Origin of the sequence: Brevundimonas viscosa, assembly GCF_900116065.1 — a bacterium.
In the GTDB taxonomy this organism is placed as follows: domain Bacteria; phylum Pseudomonadota; class Alphaproteobacteria; order Caulobacterales; family Caulobacteraceae; genus Brevundimonas; species Brevundimonas viscosa.
Window position 1 is genome coordinate 395,718 of the sequence record NZ_FOZV01000001.1, and the last position, 16,424, is coordinate 412,141.

The 16,424-nt window shown below is 71.6% G+C and carries 18 protein-coding genes; 7 read left to right on the forward strand and 11 right to left on the reverse strand.

Going from position 1 to position 16,424, the window contains the following annotated elements:
• Window positions 1-33: 33 nt before the first annotated feature.
• Window positions 34-546, reverse strand: coding sequence for a D-glycero-alpha-D-manno-heptose-1,7-bisphosphate 7-phosphatase (locus BM333_RS01905; RefSeq protein ID WP_092306716.1), 513 nt, complete (start codon window positions 544-546; stop codon window positions 34-36).
• 161 nt (window positions 547-707) lie between these two features.
• Between BM333_RS01905 and BM333_RS01910 the strand changes: the two genes are divergently transcribed.
• Both BM333_RS01910 and BM333_RS01915 read left to right on the forward strand, forming a co-directional pair.
• Window positions 708-1,868 carry a DegT/DnrJ/EryC1/StrS family aminotransferase gene (locus BM333_RS01910; RefSeq protein ID WP_092306718.1) on the forward strand — a complete coding sequence of 387 codons (1,161 nt, stop codon included), beginning with the start codon at window positions 708-710 and terminating at the stop codon, window positions 1,866-1,868.
• Window positions 1,869-1,872: 4 nt separating this feature from the next.
• Window positions 1,873-2,808 carry a Gfo/Idh/MocA family protein gene (locus tag BM333_RS01915; RefSeq protein ID WP_092306720.1) on the forward strand — a complete coding sequence of 312 codons (936 nt, stop codon included), beginning with the start codon at window positions 1,873-1,875 and terminating at the stop codon, window positions 2,806-2,808.
• Here the strand turns inward: BM333_RS01915 and BM333_RS01920 are convergent.
• Window positions 2,805-3,287, reverse strand: coding sequence for a MaoC family dehydratase (locus BM333_RS01920; protein WP_092306722.1), 483 nt, complete (start codon window positions 3,285-3,287; stop codon window positions 2,805-2,807). The genes BM333_RS01915 and BM333_RS01920 overlap by 4 nt on opposite strands.
• The gene (locus tag BM333_RS01925) at window positions 3,284-4,288 is read right to left on the reverse strand and encodes a threonine ammonia-lyase (protein ID WP_092306724.1); all 1,005 of its coding nucleotides are present in this window, start codon (window positions 4,286-4,288) and stop codon (window positions 3,284-3,286) included. Before BM333_RS01925 ends, BM333_RS01920 begins: the two co-directional genes overlap by 4 nt.
• Before the next feature lie 90 nt (window positions 4,289-4,378).
• Here BM333_RS01925 and glpK point away from each other — a divergent pair, with 90 nt between their 5' ends.
• Both glpK and BM333_RS01935 read left to right on the forward strand, forming a co-directional pair.
• Window positions 4,379-5,872 carry a glycerol kinase GlpK gene (gene glpK, locus BM333_RS01930; RefSeq protein WP_092306726.1) on the forward strand — a complete coding sequence of 498 codons (1,494 nt, stop codon included), beginning with the start codon at window positions 4,379-4,381 and terminating at the stop codon, window positions 5,870-5,872.
• A complete protein-coding gene (locus BM333_RS01935; RefSeq protein WP_092306728.1) occupies window positions 5,869-6,948 on the forward strand; it encodes a phosphotransferase family protein in 1,080 nt (359 codons plus the stop codon). The genes glpK and BM333_RS01935 overlap by 4 nt, the downstream gene beginning before the upstream one ends.
• A 4-nt stretch (window positions 6,949-6,952) precedes the next feature.
• On the opposite strand, the gene BM333_RS01940 is transcribed toward BM333_RS01935, so the two are convergent.
• The 6 genes from BM333_RS01940 to ccmC form a co-directional block, all read right to left on the reverse strand.
• Complete coding sequence (locus BM333_RS01940; protein ID WP_092306730.1) at window positions 6,953-7,708, reverse strand: hypothetical protein; 756 nt, start codon at window positions 7,706-7,708, stop codon at window positions 6,953-6,955.
• Window positions 7,709-7,790: 82 nt separating this feature from the next.
• Window positions 7,791-8,543 (reverse strand): DUF1223 domain-containing protein, encoded by a 753-nt coding sequence (locus BM333_RS01945; RefSeq protein WP_092307567.1) that lies wholly within the window; start codon window positions 8,541-8,543, stop codon window positions 7,791-7,793.
• A gap of 57 nt (window positions 8,544-8,600) precedes the next feature.
• Complete coding sequence (locus BM333_RS01950) at window positions 8,601-8,834, reverse strand: hypothetical protein (protein ID WP_143105743.1); 234 nt, start codon at window positions 8,832-8,834, stop codon at window positions 8,601-8,603.
• A gap of 34 nt (window positions 8,835-8,868) precedes the next feature.
• A complete protein-coding gene (locus tag BM333_RS01955) occupies window positions 8,869-9,438 on the reverse strand; it encodes a DsbE family thiol:disulfide interchange protein (protein ID WP_092306734.1) in 570 nt (189 codons plus the stop codon).
• Window positions 9,435-9,596, reverse strand: a complete 162-nt coding sequence (gene ccmD / locus BM333_RS01960) for a heme exporter protein CcmD (RefSeq protein WP_092306736.1) — start codon at window positions 9,594-9,596, stop codon at window positions 9,435-9,437. Before ccmD ends, BM333_RS01955 begins: the two co-directional genes overlap by 4 nt.
• A gap of 18 nt (window positions 9,597-9,614) precedes the next feature.
• A complete protein-coding gene (gene ccmC / locus BM333_RS01965) occupies window positions 9,615-10,337 on the reverse strand; it encodes a heme ABC transporter permease CcmC (RefSeq protein WP_092306738.1) in 723 nt (240 codons plus the stop codon).
• 129 nt (window positions 10,338-10,466) lie between these two features.
• Between ccmC and BM333_RS01970 the strand changes: the two genes are divergently transcribed.
• Window positions 10,467-11,963, forward strand: coding sequence for a S41 family peptidase (locus BM333_RS01970; protein ID WP_092306740.1), 1,497 nt, complete (start codon window positions 10,467-10,469; stop codon window positions 11,961-11,963).
• Window positions 11,964-11,972: 9 nt separating this feature from the next.
• Window positions 11,973-12,197 carry an alkylphosphonate utilization protein gene (locus BM333_RS01975; RefSeq protein ID WP_092306742.1) on the forward strand — a complete coding sequence of 75 codons (225 nt, stop codon included), beginning with the start codon at window positions 11,973-11,975 and terminating at the stop codon, window positions 12,195-12,197.
• A gap of 9 nt (window positions 12,198-12,206) precedes the next feature.
• Here BM333_RS01975 and ccmB read toward each other — a convergent pair whose 3' ends face one another.
• Together ccmB and ccmA are read right to left on the reverse strand one after the other, a co-directional pair.
• Window positions 12,207-12,872, reverse strand: coding sequence for a heme exporter protein CcmB (gene ccmB / locus BM333_RS01980; RefSeq protein ID WP_092306744.1), 666 nt, complete (start codon window positions 12,870-12,872; stop codon window positions 12,207-12,209).
• Window positions 12,869-13,462: a heme ABC exporter ATP-binding protein CcmA gene (gene ccmA, locus BM333_RS01985; RefSeq protein WP_092306746.1), complete on the reverse strand. Its 594-nt coding sequence runs from the start codon at window positions 13,460-13,462 to the stop codon at window positions 12,869-12,871. Before ccmA ends, ccmB begins: the two co-directional genes overlap by 4 nt.
• 198 nt (window positions 13,463-13,660) lie before the next feature.
• On the opposite strand from ccmA, the gene acnA reads away from it, so the two are divergent.
• Window positions 13,661-16,378, forward strand: a complete 2,718-nt coding sequence (acnA, locus tag BM333_RS01990) for an aconitate hydratase AcnA (RefSeq protein ID WP_092306748.1) — start codon at window positions 13,661-13,663, stop codon at window positions 16,376-16,378.
• The last annotated feature ends 46 nt before the right edge of the window (window positions 16,379-16,424 follow it).

Sequence of the window (16,424 nt, forward strand, 5' to 3'; positions counted from 1 at the left end):
GAGGAAATCCACCCGACGCGAACCCGACGCGACTCAGTGCCCCAGCAGCTCGCGGACGAAGGCGTCGAGGTCGCCGCCCTCGAAGCGGAAGCCCGGCACGCCGGCGCGGCGCGCGGCCTCGAGGTCGCTGTCCTGGTCGCCGATCAGGAAGCTGCGGGCCGGGTCGATGTGATGGTCGGCGATGGCGCGCAGGATCATGCCGGGGTTCGGTTTGCGGTCGGGATGGTCGGGATGCCGCCAGCGCTCATCGCGGGCCTCGGCATGGTAGGGGCAGGCGTAGACTGCGCCCAGCCGCGCCCCGCCGGCGGCGAAGCGGCGCACCATCAGGGCGTTGAAGGCCTTCATCTGCTCTTCGCTGAACAGGCCGCGCGCGACGCCGGACTGGTTGGTCACCACCACGCACAGATAGCCGAGCCGGTTCAGCCGGCCGATGGCGGCGATCGCCCCGGGCGTGATGCGCAGGTGCTCTTCCAGATGGGGGTAGCCGGTATCCTCGATCAGCACGCCGTCGCGATCGAGGAACACCGCGGGTACGCTGGTGGACATAGGCCGGGGATAAGGCGCCCTCGCGGTCCGTTGCAATCCCTCACCCGATGTGACTCCCCCAAGTTTGGCGCGGAGGCGGACGATTTGGTAGGGAGCGCGCGACCCTGCGGCGCGTTCGACTCGCGCCGAGCCCGCGATCCCCGACGTCGGAGAGCCTCCCCATGACCATCCCCTTCATCGACCTGCAGGCCCAGCGCCTGCGTCTGGCCGGCAAGATCGAGGCGGCCGTGCAGGAGGCGGTGGTCGGCGGCGCCTGGGTGATGGGGCCGCAGGTGCGCCAGTTCGAGCAGGACCTCGCCGCCTTCGGCAAGGCGAAGCACGCCCTGGGCTGCGCGAACGGCACCGACGCCCTGGCGCTGCCGCTGATGGCCTGGGACATCGGCCACGGCGACGCCGTGTTCGTGCCCAGCTTCACCTTCGCCGCCACCGCCGAGGTCGTGCCGTGGTTCCACGCCGTGCCGGTGTTCGTCGATGTCGATCCGAAGACCTACAACATGGACCCGAAGGCGCTGGAGGCGGCGATCGAGGGCGTGCTGAAGGAAGGCAAGCGCAAGCCGCGGGTGGTCATCGCCGTCGACCTGTTCGGCCAGCCGGCCGACTACCCGGCGATCAAGGCGATCTGCGACCGCTACGGCATGAAGCTGATCGCCGACTCGGCCCAGGGCTTCGGCTGCACCATCGACGGCCGGCACCCGCTGGAGTGGGCCGACATCACCACCACCAGCTTCTTCCCGGCCAAGCCGCTGGGCTGTTACGGCGACGGCGGGGCGGTGCTGACCAATGACGACCTGCTGGCCGAACTGATCGACTCGATCCGGGTGCACGGCAAGGCGGTAGGGATCGACCTGAAGGACCGCACCTTCGAGCACGAGACCAAGTATCTGAACATGCGCATCGGCCTGAACAGCCGGCTGGACACCATCCAGGCGGCGGTTCTGATCGAGAAGCTGAAGGTGTTCCCGCAGGAGATCGAGTGGCGCAACCGCATCGCGGCCCGCTACAATGAGGGCCTGCGTCCTCACGTGGCGGCCGTGCCCGACGTGCCGGCGGGCAACATCTCCAACTGGGCCCAGTACACCATCGAGCACGACGATCGCGACGGCCTCGCCGCGCACCTGAAGGCCCAAGGGGTGCCCACCGCCGTCTACTATCCGATCCCGCTGCACCTGCAGCCGGCCTACGAGCGGTACCCGCGCGGCGCCGGCGGCCTGCCGGTCACGGAGCGGCTGAAGGACCGGGTCATCAGCCTGCCGATGCACGCCGATCTGGACGAGGCGACGCAGGACCGCATCATCGCCGCCGTGGCGTCGTTCAAGGGCTGACTCGATGACCCAGCACCAGCCGCTTCTGAAGTTCGGCGTCGCCGGGGCGGGCGTGATGGGGCGCAACCACGCCCGGGTGCTGTCGGACATCCGCGACGTCGAACTGACCCACGTGTTCGATCCGGACGCGGTGACCGCCGAGGGGGTCGCCGCCGCCTACGGGGCGACGCCGGTGACGACCGCCGAGGCCTTCGTCGACGCCGGCTTGGACGCGGCCGTCGTCGCCACCCCGAACCGCACCCACGCCGACCTCGCCGTCGCCCTGCTGGAAAAGGGCGTGCATGTGCTGGTCGAGAAGCCGATCGCCGCGACGGTCGAGGACGCGCGGCGGATCATCGACGCAGCCCGCGCCAACGACCGGGTGCTGATGGTCGGGCAGGTCGAGCGCTTCAATCCGGCGGTCGAGGCGGTCAAGCGCGCCATCGACGGCGACGACGTCATCTCGATCCAGATCACCCGCGTCGGTCCCTTCCCGCCGCGCATGGGCGAGGTGGGGGTGGTCATCGACTTGGCGGTGCACGACATCGACATCATCCGCCACCTGACCGGTTCGGAGATCGTCGAGGTGCAGCCGCAGCTGGCCCGCACCAAGGCCGAGCGCGAGGACACCGCCCTGCTCCAGTTCCGGCTGGCCAACGGCACCATCGCCCACATCACCACCAACTGGGTGACCCCCTACAAGGTGCGGACCCTGCAGGTCGCCACCGGTAGTCGCTTCGTGGTCGCCGACCTGATCACCCGCCAGGTCACCGAATATTTCGGCCAGCAGCCCGACGGCAGCTACTCGACCCGCGGGGTGATGAGCTGGCCGGCCGAGCCGCTGAAGCGCGAGCTGGAGGAGTTCGCCCGCGCCATCCGCACCGGCGAACCGCCGGCGGTGACCGGCGAGGACGGCTTGCGAAACCTGGAAGTGGCGCTGAGGTGCCTGGGGGAGGGTTAGCCGCCCACCACCTGCATCGACAGCCACTCCGCGACCAAAGCCGGCTTGTCCCCGCCGTCGATCTCGACCGTCAGCTCGTGCTTGAGCAGCCAGCGACCGCCGCCCCTGTCTTCGGCGGAGAGCAGGCGGAAACGGCCGCGCACCTTCGATCCGGCCGGCACCGGCGCGAGGAAGCGGAGTTTGTCGAAGCCGTAGTTGAGGCCCATGGCCACGCCGGCCAGCGGCGGCACGCAGTCGTAGCTCATCGCCGAGGCGAGGCTGAGGGTCAGGAAGCCGTGGGCGATGGTTCCGCCGAGCGGGGTCGCCTTCGCCGCCTCGGGATCCACGTGGATGAATTGGCGGTCCTCTGTGATCTCGGCGAAGGCGTCGATGCGGGCCTGGTCGATCTCGAACCAGCGGCTGACGCCGATCTCCTGCCCGATCAGGCCCGGCAGATCCGCGACGGGGACGGGCGTTCCCTGGCGTTCGGTGCGACTCATGCGGCCTTCCTCCAGTCGGCGGGGTCGAAGCGATCCTCGATGATGGCCGAAAACAGCGCCGGGTCCACATTGCCGCCGGACAGCACGAGGGCGGTGGTCCGGTCGCCGGCCTCGATCTTTCCGGCCAGCAGGGCGGCCAGCGACACGGCCCCGCCGGGCTCGACCACCAGCTTGAGGGTCCGGAAGGCGAAGCGCACCGCCGCGGCCACCTCGGCGTCGGAGACGGCGACCACCGCCTTGAGGCGGCGGTTGATCGGGAAGGTCAGCTCGCCGGGCCGGTCGGTCATCAGGGCGTCGCAGATGGTGCCGGGGGCGGGGGCGTGAGTCAGGCGCTCGCCGGCGGCCAGCGACAGCTGGGTGTCGTTGTAGTCCTGCGGCTCGACGCCGATCACCGGCGTGTCGGGCGACATCGCCGCCATCGTCAGGTTGATGCCGGCGATCAACCCGCCGCCGGACGCGCCGCACAGCAGCTGATCGATCGGGGCGCCGACGGCTTCCGCCTGCTCGAGGATTTCGAGCCCCGTCGTGCCCTGGCCCTCGATGACCCAAGGGTCGTCGAAGGGGCGGACCAGCACCGAGCCGCGGGTGGCGGCGATCTCCTCGCCGATGGCCTCGCGGCTCTCGCGGTAGCGGTCGTACATGCGCACCTCGCCGCCGAAGGCGATGACGCCCTCGACCTTCACCTTCGGGCTGTCGGCGGGCATGACGATGATCGCCGGAGTCCCCATCATCCGGGCCGCGCAGGCCACGGCCTGGGCGTGGTTGCCGGAGGAGTAGGCGACGACGCCGCGGGCCAGTTCGTCCGGCGTCAGGCGGCTGATGCGGTTCCAGGCCCCGCGGAACTTGAAGGCCCCGGCGCGCTGCAGGTTCTCGGCCTTGAGCAGCACCCGGCCGCCGATCTGCTCGTTGAGGGCCGGGCTCTCGATCAGGGGGGTGCGAACGGCGTGGCCGGCGATCTGGCGGGCGGCGTCCCGGACGCCTTCGAAGGAAGCGGTGTGCATGGACAAGCCTTACCGCATTCCTCGTCTTGGGGGGAGGAACGGGTTTGTCTCCCCTCCCCCTGCGGGGGCGGAATGGTCTAGCGTCGGGCCATGAGCCAGCTGATCCTCGCCATCGACCAGGGCACCACCTCGACCCGGGCCATCGCCTTCGAATGCACCGCCGAGGGAGCCCTGCGGCCGGCGGCGGTCAGCCAGATAGAACTGGCGCAGCATTTCCCCAAGCCGGGCTGGGTGGAGCACGACGCCGCCGAGATCTGGAACGCGACGCTTCAGACCTGCCGCGAGGTGGTGCGCAAGGCGGGCGGCGTCGGGCGGTTCGCCGCGGTGGGGATCACCAACCAGCGCGAGACGGCGGTGATCTGGGACGCCGCCACCGGCGAGCCGCTGCATCGCGCCATCGTGTGGCAGGACCGGCGCACGGCGGACGTGACGGCGCGGCTGGCGGCCGAGGGGCGAGAGCCGGCGGTGCAGGCGGCGACCGGGCTGATCCTCGACCCCTATTTCTCGGCCTCCAAATTCGCCTGGCTGCTCGACGCCGTGCCCGGCGCCCGCGCGCGAGCCGTGCGCGGCGAGGTGAAGCTGGGCACGATCGACAGCTGGGTGATCTGGAAGCTCACCGGCGGGGCGAGCCACGTCACCGACGCCACCAACGCCAGCCGCACCTCGCTGATGGATCTGGCGACGCGCGCGTGGCGGCCCGACCTTTGCGCGCTGTTCGATGTCCCGGTGGAGGGACTGCCGGAGATCCGCAACTGCGCTGATCGCTTCGGCGAATGCGACCCGTCGCTGCTGGGGGCGCCCCTGCCGATCCACGGCTCCGCCGGGGACCAGCAGGCCGCATTGGTGGGACATGGGGCGCTGAGGCCCGGGGACGCCAAGATCACCTATGGCACCGGGGCCTTTCTCGTGGCCAACGTCGGACCGGCGCCGGTGGCGTCGACCAGCCGCTTGCTGGGCACCCTCGCCTATGCAGCGGGCGGCGATACGGCCTGGGCGCTGGAAGGGTCGATCTTCTCGGCCGGCTCCGCGATCCAGTGGCTGCGCGACGGACTGCATGCCATCTCGGAATCGCGGCAGTCCGAGGCCATGGCGTCGGGCCTGCGGGACAACGGCGGGGTCTATCTGGTTCCGGGCTTCACCGGCCTCGGCGCGCCATGGTGGGAGCCGGAGGCGCGGGGCACGATCACGGGCCTGACCCGCGACAGCGGTCCGGCGCATCTGGTGCGGGCGGCGCTGGAGAGTCTGGCCTACCAGACCCGCGACCTGCTCGACGCCCTGGCGAAGGACGGGGCGCCGCCGCTGTCGGTGCTGAAGGTCGACGGGGGGGTGACCGCCAACGCCTTCGCCATGCAGTTCGTCGCCGACATCTGCGAGGTCGTGGTCGAACGGCCGGCCTTCCAGGAGATGACGGCGCTGGGCGCGGCGAGGCTGGCGGCGCTGGGGGTCGGTCTCATCGCCGATCTGGAGGACCGGCCGGTCGAGGCCCCGGCGCGCTGGGAGCCGCGCATGCGCCCGGGCGAGCGCGAGGCGCTGCTGGAGGGCTGGCGGCGCGCGGTGAAGGCGGCCATCATCGCGGCCCGATGAGCCAGACCGATTTCGCCGATCCCCAAGCGACCTTTTCCGGCACGCGCGAGGTCGACCCGCGCCACGCCCTGAACGAGACGCGGCTGGCCGCATGGCTGGCCGACAACGTCATGGGCTTCTCCGGGCCGCTGGCCATCCGCCAGTTCCGCGGCGGCCAGTCGAATCCGACCTATGAGATCACCACGCCGGCGCGCACCTATGTGCTGCGCCGCAAGCCGCCGGGGACGCTGCTGGCCTCGGCCCACGCGGTCGACCGGGAGTTCCGCGTCATCTCGGCCCTGCACGCCCAGGGCTATCCGGTGGCGCGGCCATGGGCGCTGTGCACCGACGACAGCGTCATCGGCTCGATGTTCTACGTGATGGACAAGGTCGACGGCCGCATCCTGTGGGACCTCAAGCTGCCGGGGATGGAGCCGGCCGGGCGGCGGGCGATCTATGAAGCCCAGGTCGACGCGCTGGCGGCCCTGCATCGCTTCGATCCCGAGGCGATCGGACTGGGCGACTACGGACGGCCCGGCAACTATTTCGAGCGGCAGGTCGGACGCTGGACCAAACAGTACCGGGCCTCGGAGACGACGCTCATTCCGGCCATGGACCGGCTGATCGAATTCCTGCCCGCGACCCTGCCGGCGCAGGGACCGACGCGGATCGTCCATGGGGACTTCCGGCTGGACAACCTCATCCTGCATCCCGAGCGACCCGAGGTCGAGGCGGTGCTGGACTGGGAGCTGTCGACGCTCGGGGATCCGATGGCCGACTTCTCCTACCTGCTCATCGCCTGGGTGATTCCGGCGACGGAGCGCAACGGCCTGGCCGGCGCCGACCTGCCGGCGCTGGGCATTCCGTCGGTGGCTGAGACGGTGGCGCGATACGCGGCGAAGACCGGGACCGCCGCGCCGGAGAACCTCGACTGGCTGTTCGCCTACAACCTGTTCCGGCTGGCGGCGATCTGCCAGGGCATCGCCGGACGGGTCCGCGACGGCACCGCCGCCTCGGCCCAGGCGCGGGCGATGGGCGCGCAGGCGCCGGTGCTGGCCGAGGCGGCGCTGACGTTCGCCCGACGGGCCGGCGCCTGAGGCGTCAGTTGGTGATCACCTGAACCCTGGTCCACAGGCCGCCGCGGTTGACCACGTCGATCCGCAGCCGGGCCGGCGCGCGGGGGGCGAGGGTGCAGACCGGATAGTGATGTCCCAGCCCGTCGGTGCAGAGGATCTTGCCCGCCGCATCGCGGACGACCAGGTCGATGGCGGCGTCGCCGTCGCCGACCACCGCCACCCGGAGGATCTCCGCCCCCCGGGCGTCGACGTCGAAGCTCCAGCTCTCGCGCGAGGCCAGCCGTTTCATGGTCGACACCGGACCCGCGCCGAACGGTGAGGACCGCACGCCGGCGGGCGGCGGGGGCGGCGGCGCGGCCGCCGCCGGAGGAGGCGGCGGAGGGGGCGGTGGCGGAGGCGGAGGCGGCGCCGCCGGCGGCGCCTGCGGGCGCACCCTCGAACCCGTGACGGCGATCTCGTCCTGCGCGGCCCGGGCGGCGTCCAGCTCCGCCGCCTGGCGACGGAAGGCGGCGGCGGACAGCACCGGCTCGAGGCCGGCGTCGCCCTCTTCCCCCGATCGAAACGGCACCTCGTCGAGGATGGCGGCCGCCAGCCGCAGGGCCTCGGGACTTCCCCGCTCGCGGCCCCAGGCGGCGAGTTCGGCGGCCATCACCGCCCGCCCGACCCCGCGCGCCTCGGGCGTTTCGACCGCCGGCGCCTCCTGGCGGGCCGTGGCGGGACCGCCGGCGAGCGCGAGGGCGGCGGCGCCAAGAACGGTCAGGAAGCGAAAGGCCGATCTCATCCGGTCACCTGCAGCCACGGGGAAAGCGCAAGGCTTGCACTGTCGCCCGGGGGCATCAAGCCGCCAGTGACGGAAGCTGACTCTAGCGGGGCGGGCGCACCGCGCCATTGAGGATGCGACGGTCGGCCCGGGCCTGGACGAGCACCGCGACCGCCTCGTCCTCGCCAAGGCCGGCGGGAAGACGATAGAGGCCGGGGCGGCCGGTCCATCCGCCGAGAACGTTCACCGCCCGCACCACATTGACCTGGCGCACCGTCCGGCCCCGGTTGTCGCCGGCGCCGATCTCCACCGTCTGCGGGCCGGGCTTGTAGATCACGGCCACCACCTCAGCCCCGCCCGTCGGAACCCGGCCGGAGCCGACGCCGACGCGATCGCCGGATTCGCGGAACTCGATCTCCGGCGGGAAGACGCGCCGCTCCGCCTCCTCCTCGACCGCCGCCTGCAGAGCCTCGACGGCGGCGACGGGGGCGGCGCGACGGCCGTCGATCACCACCTGCGGGGTCGAGACGGCCCGCAGACGCAGCGGCCGACGGTAGCTGCGCTGGCGCTCCGCGAACTCCGGCCGCGCGAAGGTGTCCTCCCAGCCGAGGTAGTCCCAGTAGTCGACGGCGTAGGTCAGGGCGATGACGCCGGGTTCGGCCGCCAGGGCCTCGACGCGGGCGTTGACCTCGGGGCAGCCGGCGCAGCCCTGGGCGGTGAACAGCTCGACCACCACCGGCTCGGCGGGAGCCTCGCGCGGCGCCGGACGAGGGGCCGACGGCTGGGCCGACGAGGCCGCCGCGAACAGGGCGGCCAGTCCGGCCGCCGCAGGGAAGATCCAGCCCCGGAAGCGCATGGCGCGCACCTTAATCACGGCGTCGGGGCGCGCGCGCCTCATTTTCGCGTGAGGGGATCAGACGCGGATGTCGAGGAGCGCGCCGGGGCGGGCGGGCCGGTCCGGCGTCGCAACGGCCGCGGGCGCGCCGGGGAGGGCTTCGGCCCCGGCCAGCGCCGGGTCGGCGGCGACGGGGGCTTTCAGACTCTCCAGCGCGGCCTGGAAGAAGGAGGCGCGTCCCGGACGGGACGGGGCCGGCGACGTCTGCGTCGGGAACAGGATCGAGGGCACAGGCGGGCGAATCGCGCTCATACCCGCAGGGTTAATGAACCTGGTCTACGAAAGGTTAATCGCGGACGGTCGCGGTCGGCAGGGGGCGCGGCGGCGCCTGCATGGCGGTGACGAGGCGCTCCACCTCGGCGTCGTCGACCAGCGGGCCCGCGAACTTGGCCACCACCTGGCCCATGGCGTCGACCGCGAAGGTCTCCGGCGCGCCGGTGATGCCGAGGTCCAGCCCGGCGCGGCCGTCGCGGTCGACCAGCACCATCGAATACGGGTCGCCCAGTTCGTCGAGGAAGGCGCGGGTGTCGGCCGGATCGTCCTTCCACGCCACGCCGACCACGGCGACGCCGCGTTCCTTCAGCGCCATCAGCTTCGGGTGCTCGACCCGGCAGGGGGCGCACCAGCTGGCGAAGACATTGATAAGCATCGGCTTGCCGACGCCGGCGGTCTTCAGATCGACGTGGCCCGGGCCGGCCTCGGCGCCGGTCAGCATCGGCAACACCGTCTCGGGAACCGGCTGGCCGACGAGGGCGTCCGGCTTCACCGACGGATCGCGCTTCAGGGACCAGCCGATGAACAGGGCGGCGAGAGCGGCGAGGACGACCAGCGGAACGATGGCGAGCCAGCGATTCACGGGCGGTCTCCCTCGCCGGCCTCGAGGCGCTTCAGCTCTGCAGACCAGCGCCGCGCCGCGATCAGCGCCCGCGCCGCCAGCGCAGCCAGCACGACCGCGGAGACGCCCCAGGCCGGCCATACGAAGGCGGCGTACTTGCCCATGTCGAGGTCGAGCATCGGGTCAGGCCTCCCTTCTCAAGCTTCCAGGGCGCGGCGGGTGCGGATGGCCAGCACCCGCCGGCGCACGATCTCGGTGCGGATGGCGGTCAGCCACAGGGCGAGGAACAGGGCGGCCCACGCCGCCATCATGGTCAGCAGAGGGGTCAGGAACTCGCCGGTCAGCGACGGGCCGCCGGCGCGCAACAGCGACGCCGGCTGGTGCAGGGTGTTCCACCAGTCGACCGAGAACTTGACGATCGGCAGGTTGACCAGGCCGACCAGCCCCAGCACCGCGGCGGCCCGGGCTGCCTTCTGCTCGTCGTCGATCGAGGCGCGCAGCGCCATGTAGCCGAGGTAGAAGAGGAACAGGATCAGCACCGACATCAGCCGCGCGTCGCCCCAGGCCCACCACGCGCCCCACATCGGCTTGCCCCACAGGCTGCCGGTGACCAACGCCAGACCGGTGAAGGCGGCCCCGGGCAGGGCCGCGGCGCGGGCGGCGGCGTCGGCGAGGGCGTGGCGAAACACCAGGGCGAAGAAGCTGGAGACGCCGAGCGCGCCGTAGGCCATCAGACCGAGCGAGGCGGCGGGCACGTGCACGAACATGATCCGCACCGTGTCGCCCTGCTGGTAGTCTTCGGGGGCGGCGAAGGCGAGCCAGCTGGCGGCCGCCAGCAAGACCCCGGCCACGACCCAGAGCACCGGCGTCAGCGGCCGGGTGAAGCGCAGGAAGCGGTCGGGATTGGCGAGGCCGAACATCGGCCTGCGATTACGCGCCGGGGCCGACGCGGGCAAGTCGGGCGCGGCGCCGCATTACCAAGGCTTAAGTGGCGCCCCCGCGCGGCGCCGGCTACGGCGGAGGGATCGCAACCCTGGCCGTACCCGCCCATGTCCTCCTCTCTCCGGTTGGCCCTGACCGCCGCCGCCGCGCTGGCGGCCCTTCCCGCCGCCGCCCAGGAGACGCCGGTCGCGGCGCCCGCCGACTGGGGCGCGGCCCTGGCCGGGGACGCGCGCGCCTTTCACGACACCATCGCCGACAGCCATCCCGGCCCGGTCGATGTCGAGAATCCGGACTTCAACGCCCATCTTGAGGCCGGGCTGGCGCTGGCCCTGGAGCGGGCGCTGACGGCGACCAGCAACGAGCACTGGTATTTCGCCCTGCAGGCCTACGCCGCCTCGTTCGACGACGGCCACCTGGGTCTCAAGGACTGGGCCCCGATGGGCCATGCATGGACGGCCGACTGGCCCGGCTTCCTCACCGGCCTGCGCGCCGGTCCGGAGGGCGAGCGTCATGAGGTGGTGTTCCGCCGAGACGAGGCCGCGCCGCCGCTCGGGGCGGTCCTGGTCGGCTGCGACGGCCGCGCCGCCGGGGCGCTGGCGGCGGAGGTGATCGGGCGCGGCGCCGGACGCTGGAGCATGGCATCGCGGCGGGCGGCCTACGCCGGGACCTTGTTCGTGGACCAGCACAATCCGTGGGTGCGCCGGCCGGAGCAGTGCGAGTTCCGGGTGGACGGCGAAAGCCGGTCCTACCGGCTGACCTGGCGCGACCTGCCGGATGCGACGCGGGACGAGGGCTTCGCCGCTGCCCGCAGCCCACGCTTCGTCGCCGATATCGGCCTGCGCCCTTGGGCCGGCGGCCAGTGGATCAGCCTCGGCGGCTTCAACGGCGACCCGGACAGCGAGGACGGCGTGAAGCTGACCGCACTCCAGACCCAGATCGCCGCGCGGGCGGACGAGATCCGCAACGCCCCGGCCGTGGTCTTCGACCTGCGCGGCAACGGCGGCGGCTCCTCCGCGTGGATCTACGGGCTCGCCCGGACCCTCTGGGGCGAGGCGCATGTGGAATTCCACCAGCCGGAATCGACCGCGGTGGACTGGCGCGCCTCCGAAAAGAACCTGGCGACAATCGAGAGCTACAAGGCGATGTTCGCGTCGAACCCGGAAGCCATGGCGTGGCTGAACGAGATCTCGGCCGGTCTGACAGCAGCCCGCGCCGCCGGGGAGCCGTTGTGGCGGCAGGCGGATGACGACGAAGCGGCGACTGTGGAGCCGGCGAGGCCCTCGCCGATGCAGGCGCGGACATATGTCTTCACCGACTCCGGCTGCGCCTCGGCCTGCCTCGACGCCGTCGATCTGCTCAAGGCGCTCGGCGCGACCCACGTCGGCCTCGAGACCTCGGGCGACACGGTCTACATGGAGGTTCGCGACGAGGTCCTGCCGGGCGGCCGGGTCACCGCCCGCGTCCCCATGAAGGTCTATCGCGGCCGGGCGCGCGGCAACAATGAGACCTGGACGCCCGATCACGTCTGGACCGGCGTCCTGTCCGACACGGCGGGGATGGAGTCGTGGATCGCCGGGCTCGACGCCGCGGCCGCGCAGCGCTAGGGGCCGTCCATGAGCGAAGACATCGTCAAGGACGCCAACGGCGCCCGTCTGTCGGACGGCGACAGCGTCACCCTGATCAAGGACCTCAAGGTCAAGGGGTCGGGCGGCGTGACCCTGAAGCGGGGCACGCTGGTGAAGAAGATCCGCCTGACCGGCGACCCCGACGAGATCGAGGCCAACGTCGAGAAGGTGCGCGGCCTGGTCCTGCGCACCGAGTTCGTCAAGAAGGCCTGAGCGGCGGGCTCACCCCTGCGCGTTGCGGATGGCCGCGGCTCCGGCGAACGGCGTGACCACGGCGGCGAACAGGACGTAGGCCGCGAGGAAGGCCAGCGCCGGGGCCGGGGACAGTCCGTTTGCGGTCCGCTCCAGGGCTCCGGCCCCGAACACGACCGGCGGAATGAACAGCGGCAGGACGACGACGGCGATCAGCAGGCCGCCGCGCTTCGCGCCGAGCGCCAGCGCTGCGCCGAGGGCCCCGGTCAGGGCGAAGCCGAGGCCCCCGATCAGGGCCGAGAGCGCGACCAGCGGCGCGTGCGCCGGCGGCAGGCCGAGTGTGACGGCGGCGAGCGGGGCCGTCAGCGCCAGCGGTCCGCCGACGGCCAGCCACTGGGCCAGCGCCTTGACGACCACCGCCAGCTCCAGCGGCGCCGGACCGAGCGTGATCAGATCCAGCGCCCCGTCCTCGAGGTCGCGCTCGAACAGCCGCTCCAGCGACAGGATGGACGACAGGGCCAGCGCCAGCCAGGCGATCCCGCCTGCGACGGGGCGAAGGCCGGCCGGGTCGCCGCCCGCGGCCAGCGGGACCAGCGCCGTCAGGCAGAGGAAGAAGCCGCAGGCCAGCAGCGGCCCGCCGCCGCCGCCCCATGCCAGCGCCAGCTCGCGTCGCCAGAGGATCAGCAGCGCCCTCACCGTCCGATCTCCACCGCCCGCGCCGGCACCGGCAGCGGATCGTGCACGGCGGCGAGGATGGCGCCGCCCTTGTCGAGGTGCGCCTGCATGATCAGCCCCAGCGCGGCGCGCCAGCGGGCGTCGAGCGGGGCGAAGGGCTCGTCGAGCAGCCAGATCGGGCGCGGGGCGGCGACCAGCCTGGCGAAGGCGAGGCGGCGGCGCTGGCCGGCCGACAGCTTGCGCACCTCGAGGTCCAGCAGGGGCTCCAGCGCCAGCACGTCGACCGCGGCGGCGACGCCGGCGGCGTCGGCGCCCAGCCATTCCGCCTGGAAGGCCAGCTCCTCGCGGGCGCGGCGCGCGCCCTTCAGGCCGTCGAGGTGGCCGAGCCAGTGGATGTGCTTCGCCCGCGCCTCGGTCGGGTCCACGTCGGCGAAGGCGATCGCGCCCGCTTCCGGGCGGAGAAAGCCGGCGAGGGCGCGCAGCAGGCTGGTCTTGCCGGCCCCGTTGGCGCCGGTCAGGGCGACCGCCTCGCCGGAGGCCAGGGCGAGGTCGAAGTCGCGGAACAGGACGCGTTCGCCGCGGATCAGGCTGAGGCCGGAGACCGTCAGCATGCGCCGGCCCAGTTGAGAGCAGGTCGCAAAGACCCTGACGTCGTCGTGGATACATGGACGGGGCCGAACGCCGTCGCTATATCCGGCCCGGCCGCAGCAGGCGTTCGCCGCGCGCGTCGGGGACCTGTGCGCCCCGCCGACGACCGCGCGAACGTGCAACCGGATTGTCGGGCGGCTTTGACCAGAGGAACCCTCTCCATGCCGTCGATCGACAGCCTCAAGACCCGCCAGGATCTCTCCGTCGGGCGCAAGAAGTACGCCTATTACAGCCTTCCGGCCGCCGAGGAAGCGGGCCTGGCCGGCATTTCGCGCCTGCCGCGCTCGATGAAGGTGCTGCTGGAGAACCTGCTGCGCAACGAGGACGGCGTTTCGGTCACCGAGGCCGACCTGCGCGCCATGGCCGCCTGGCTGGAGAACAAGGGCTCGGTCGAGCACGAGATCGCCTTCCGCCCGGCCCGGGTGCTGATGCAGGACTTCACCGGCGTGCCGGCGGTGGTCGACCTGGCCGCCATGCGCGACGCCATGTCCGCCCTCGGCGCCGACCCGTCGAAGATCAACCCGCTGAACCCCGTCGACCTGGTCATCGACCACTCGGTGATGGTCGACCACTTCGGCGACGGCAAGGCGTTCGAGCGCAACGTCGAGCGCGAGTACGAGCGCAACATCGAGCGCTACAACTTCCTGCGCTGGGGCTCGTCGGCCTTCAACAACTTCCGCGTGGTGCCGCCGGGCACCGGCATCTGCCACCAGGTCAACCTCGAGCACCTCGCCCAGACCGTGTGGACGCTGGAGGAAGGCAAGAAGACCGTCGCCTATCCCGACACCGTGGTCGGCACCGACAGCCACACCACCATGATCAACGGCCTGGCCGTGCTGGGCTGGGGCGTCGGCGGCATCGAGGCCGAGGCGGCCATGCTGGGCCAGCCGATCCCGATGCTGATCCCCGAGGTCATCGGCTTCCGCCTGACCGGGCGCCTGCCGGAAGGCGCCACGGCCACCGACCTGGTGCTGACGGTCACCCAGATGCTGCGCAAGAAGGGCGTGGTCGGGAAGTTCGTGGAGTTCTTCGGCGACGCCCTGACGGCGATGACCATCGAGGACCAGGCCACCATCGCCAACATGGCTCCCGAGTACGGCGCCACGTGCGGCTTCTTCCCGGTCAGCCGCGCCACCATCGACTATCTGACCGCCACCGGCCGCGACAAGGCGCGCGTGGCGCTGGTCGAGGCCTACGCCAGGGCCCAGGGCCTGTGGGTCGACGAAACCTCGGAAGACCCGGTGTTCACCGACACCCTCGAGCTGGACCTGTCGACGGTCGTCCCGTCGCTGGCCGGACCGAAGCGGCCTCAGGACCGGGTCGAGCTGACCGCCGCGGCGCCGTCGTTCGAGACCGCCCTGACCGAGGTGTTCAACCGCCCGGCCGACGCGCCGCGCGTGTCGGTCGAGAACGAGAAGTTCGACCTCGGCGACGGCGATGTGGTCATCGCCGCCATCACCTCGTGCACCAACACCTCCAACCCGTCGGTGCTGATCGCCGCCGGCCTGGTGGCCCGCAAGGCCAACGCCCTGGGCCTGAAGCCCAAGCCGTGGGTCAAGACCTCGCTGGCCCCCGGCTCGCAGGTGGTCACCGATTATCTGACCGACTCGGGTCTGCAGAAGGACCTCGACGCGCTGGGCTTCAACCTGGTCGGCTACGGCTGCACCACCTGCATCGGCAACTCCGGCCCGCTGGACGCCGACATCTCGAAGGCGATCAACGACAACGGCCTGGTCGCCACCTCGGTGCTGTCGGGCAACCGCAACTTCGAGGGCCGGGTGAACCCGGATGTGCAGGCCAACTACCTGGCCTCGCCGCCGCTGGTCGTCGCCTACGCCCTCGCCGGCTCGATGCGCATCGACGTCACCACCCAGCCGATCGGCCAGGACAAGAAGGGCAAGGACGTCTTCCTGAAGGACATCTGGCCGACCGCGGCCGAGATCGCCGCCATCCAGAAGAAGTCGGTGACCTCGAAGATGTTCGCCAAGCGCTACGCCGACGTCTTCAAGGGCGACCGGCACTGGCAGAACATCAAGATCGAGGGCGGCCAGACCTACGCCTGGGACGACAGCTCGACCTATGTGCAGAACCCGCCGTACTTCGCGGGCCTGACCATGGAGCCGGCGCCGGTCAAGGACATCGTCGAGGCCCGCGTGCTGGCCATCTTCGGCGACTCGATCACCACCGACCACATCTCCCCGGCCGGTTCGATCAAGAAGACCTCGCCGGCCGGCGCCTATCTGACGGAGCACGGCGTCGAGGCCCTGGACTTCAACAGCTACGGCGCCCGCCGCGGCAACCACGAAGTCATGATGCGCGGCACCTTCGCCAACATCCGCATCCGCAACAGGATCACCCCGGAGATCGAGGGCGGCATGACGAAGCACTTCCCCTCGGGCGAAGTGATGTCGATCTACGATGCGGCCATGCGCTACCAGTCGGAGGGCCGGCCGCTGGTCGTCTTCGCCGGCAAGGAATACGGCACCGGCTCGTCGCGCGACTGGGCGGCCAAGGGCACCAACCTGCTGGGCGTGCGCGCGGTCATCGCCGAGAGCTATGAGCGCATCCACCGCTCGAACCTGGTCGGCATGGGCGTCGTCCCGCTGCAGTTCAAGCAGGAAGGCTGGCAGAAGCTGAACCTGACCGGCGAGGAGATCGTCACCATCCGCGGCCTGTCCGACGTCAACATCGGCAAGCTGAAGCCGCGCCAAGACCTGTGGGTCGAGCTGTTCCGCCCGTCGGACGGCAAGATGGCCCGCTTCCCGGTGCGCTGCCGCATCGATAACCAGACCGAGCTGGACTACTTCAAGGCCGGCGGGGTGATGCCCTATGTGCTGCGCAACCTGGCCCGCGGGCCGGAGGCGGTCGCGGCGGAGTAGGCCGTCTCACAGCAGACAGTCAGGGGCCGGCGGAGCGATCCGCCGG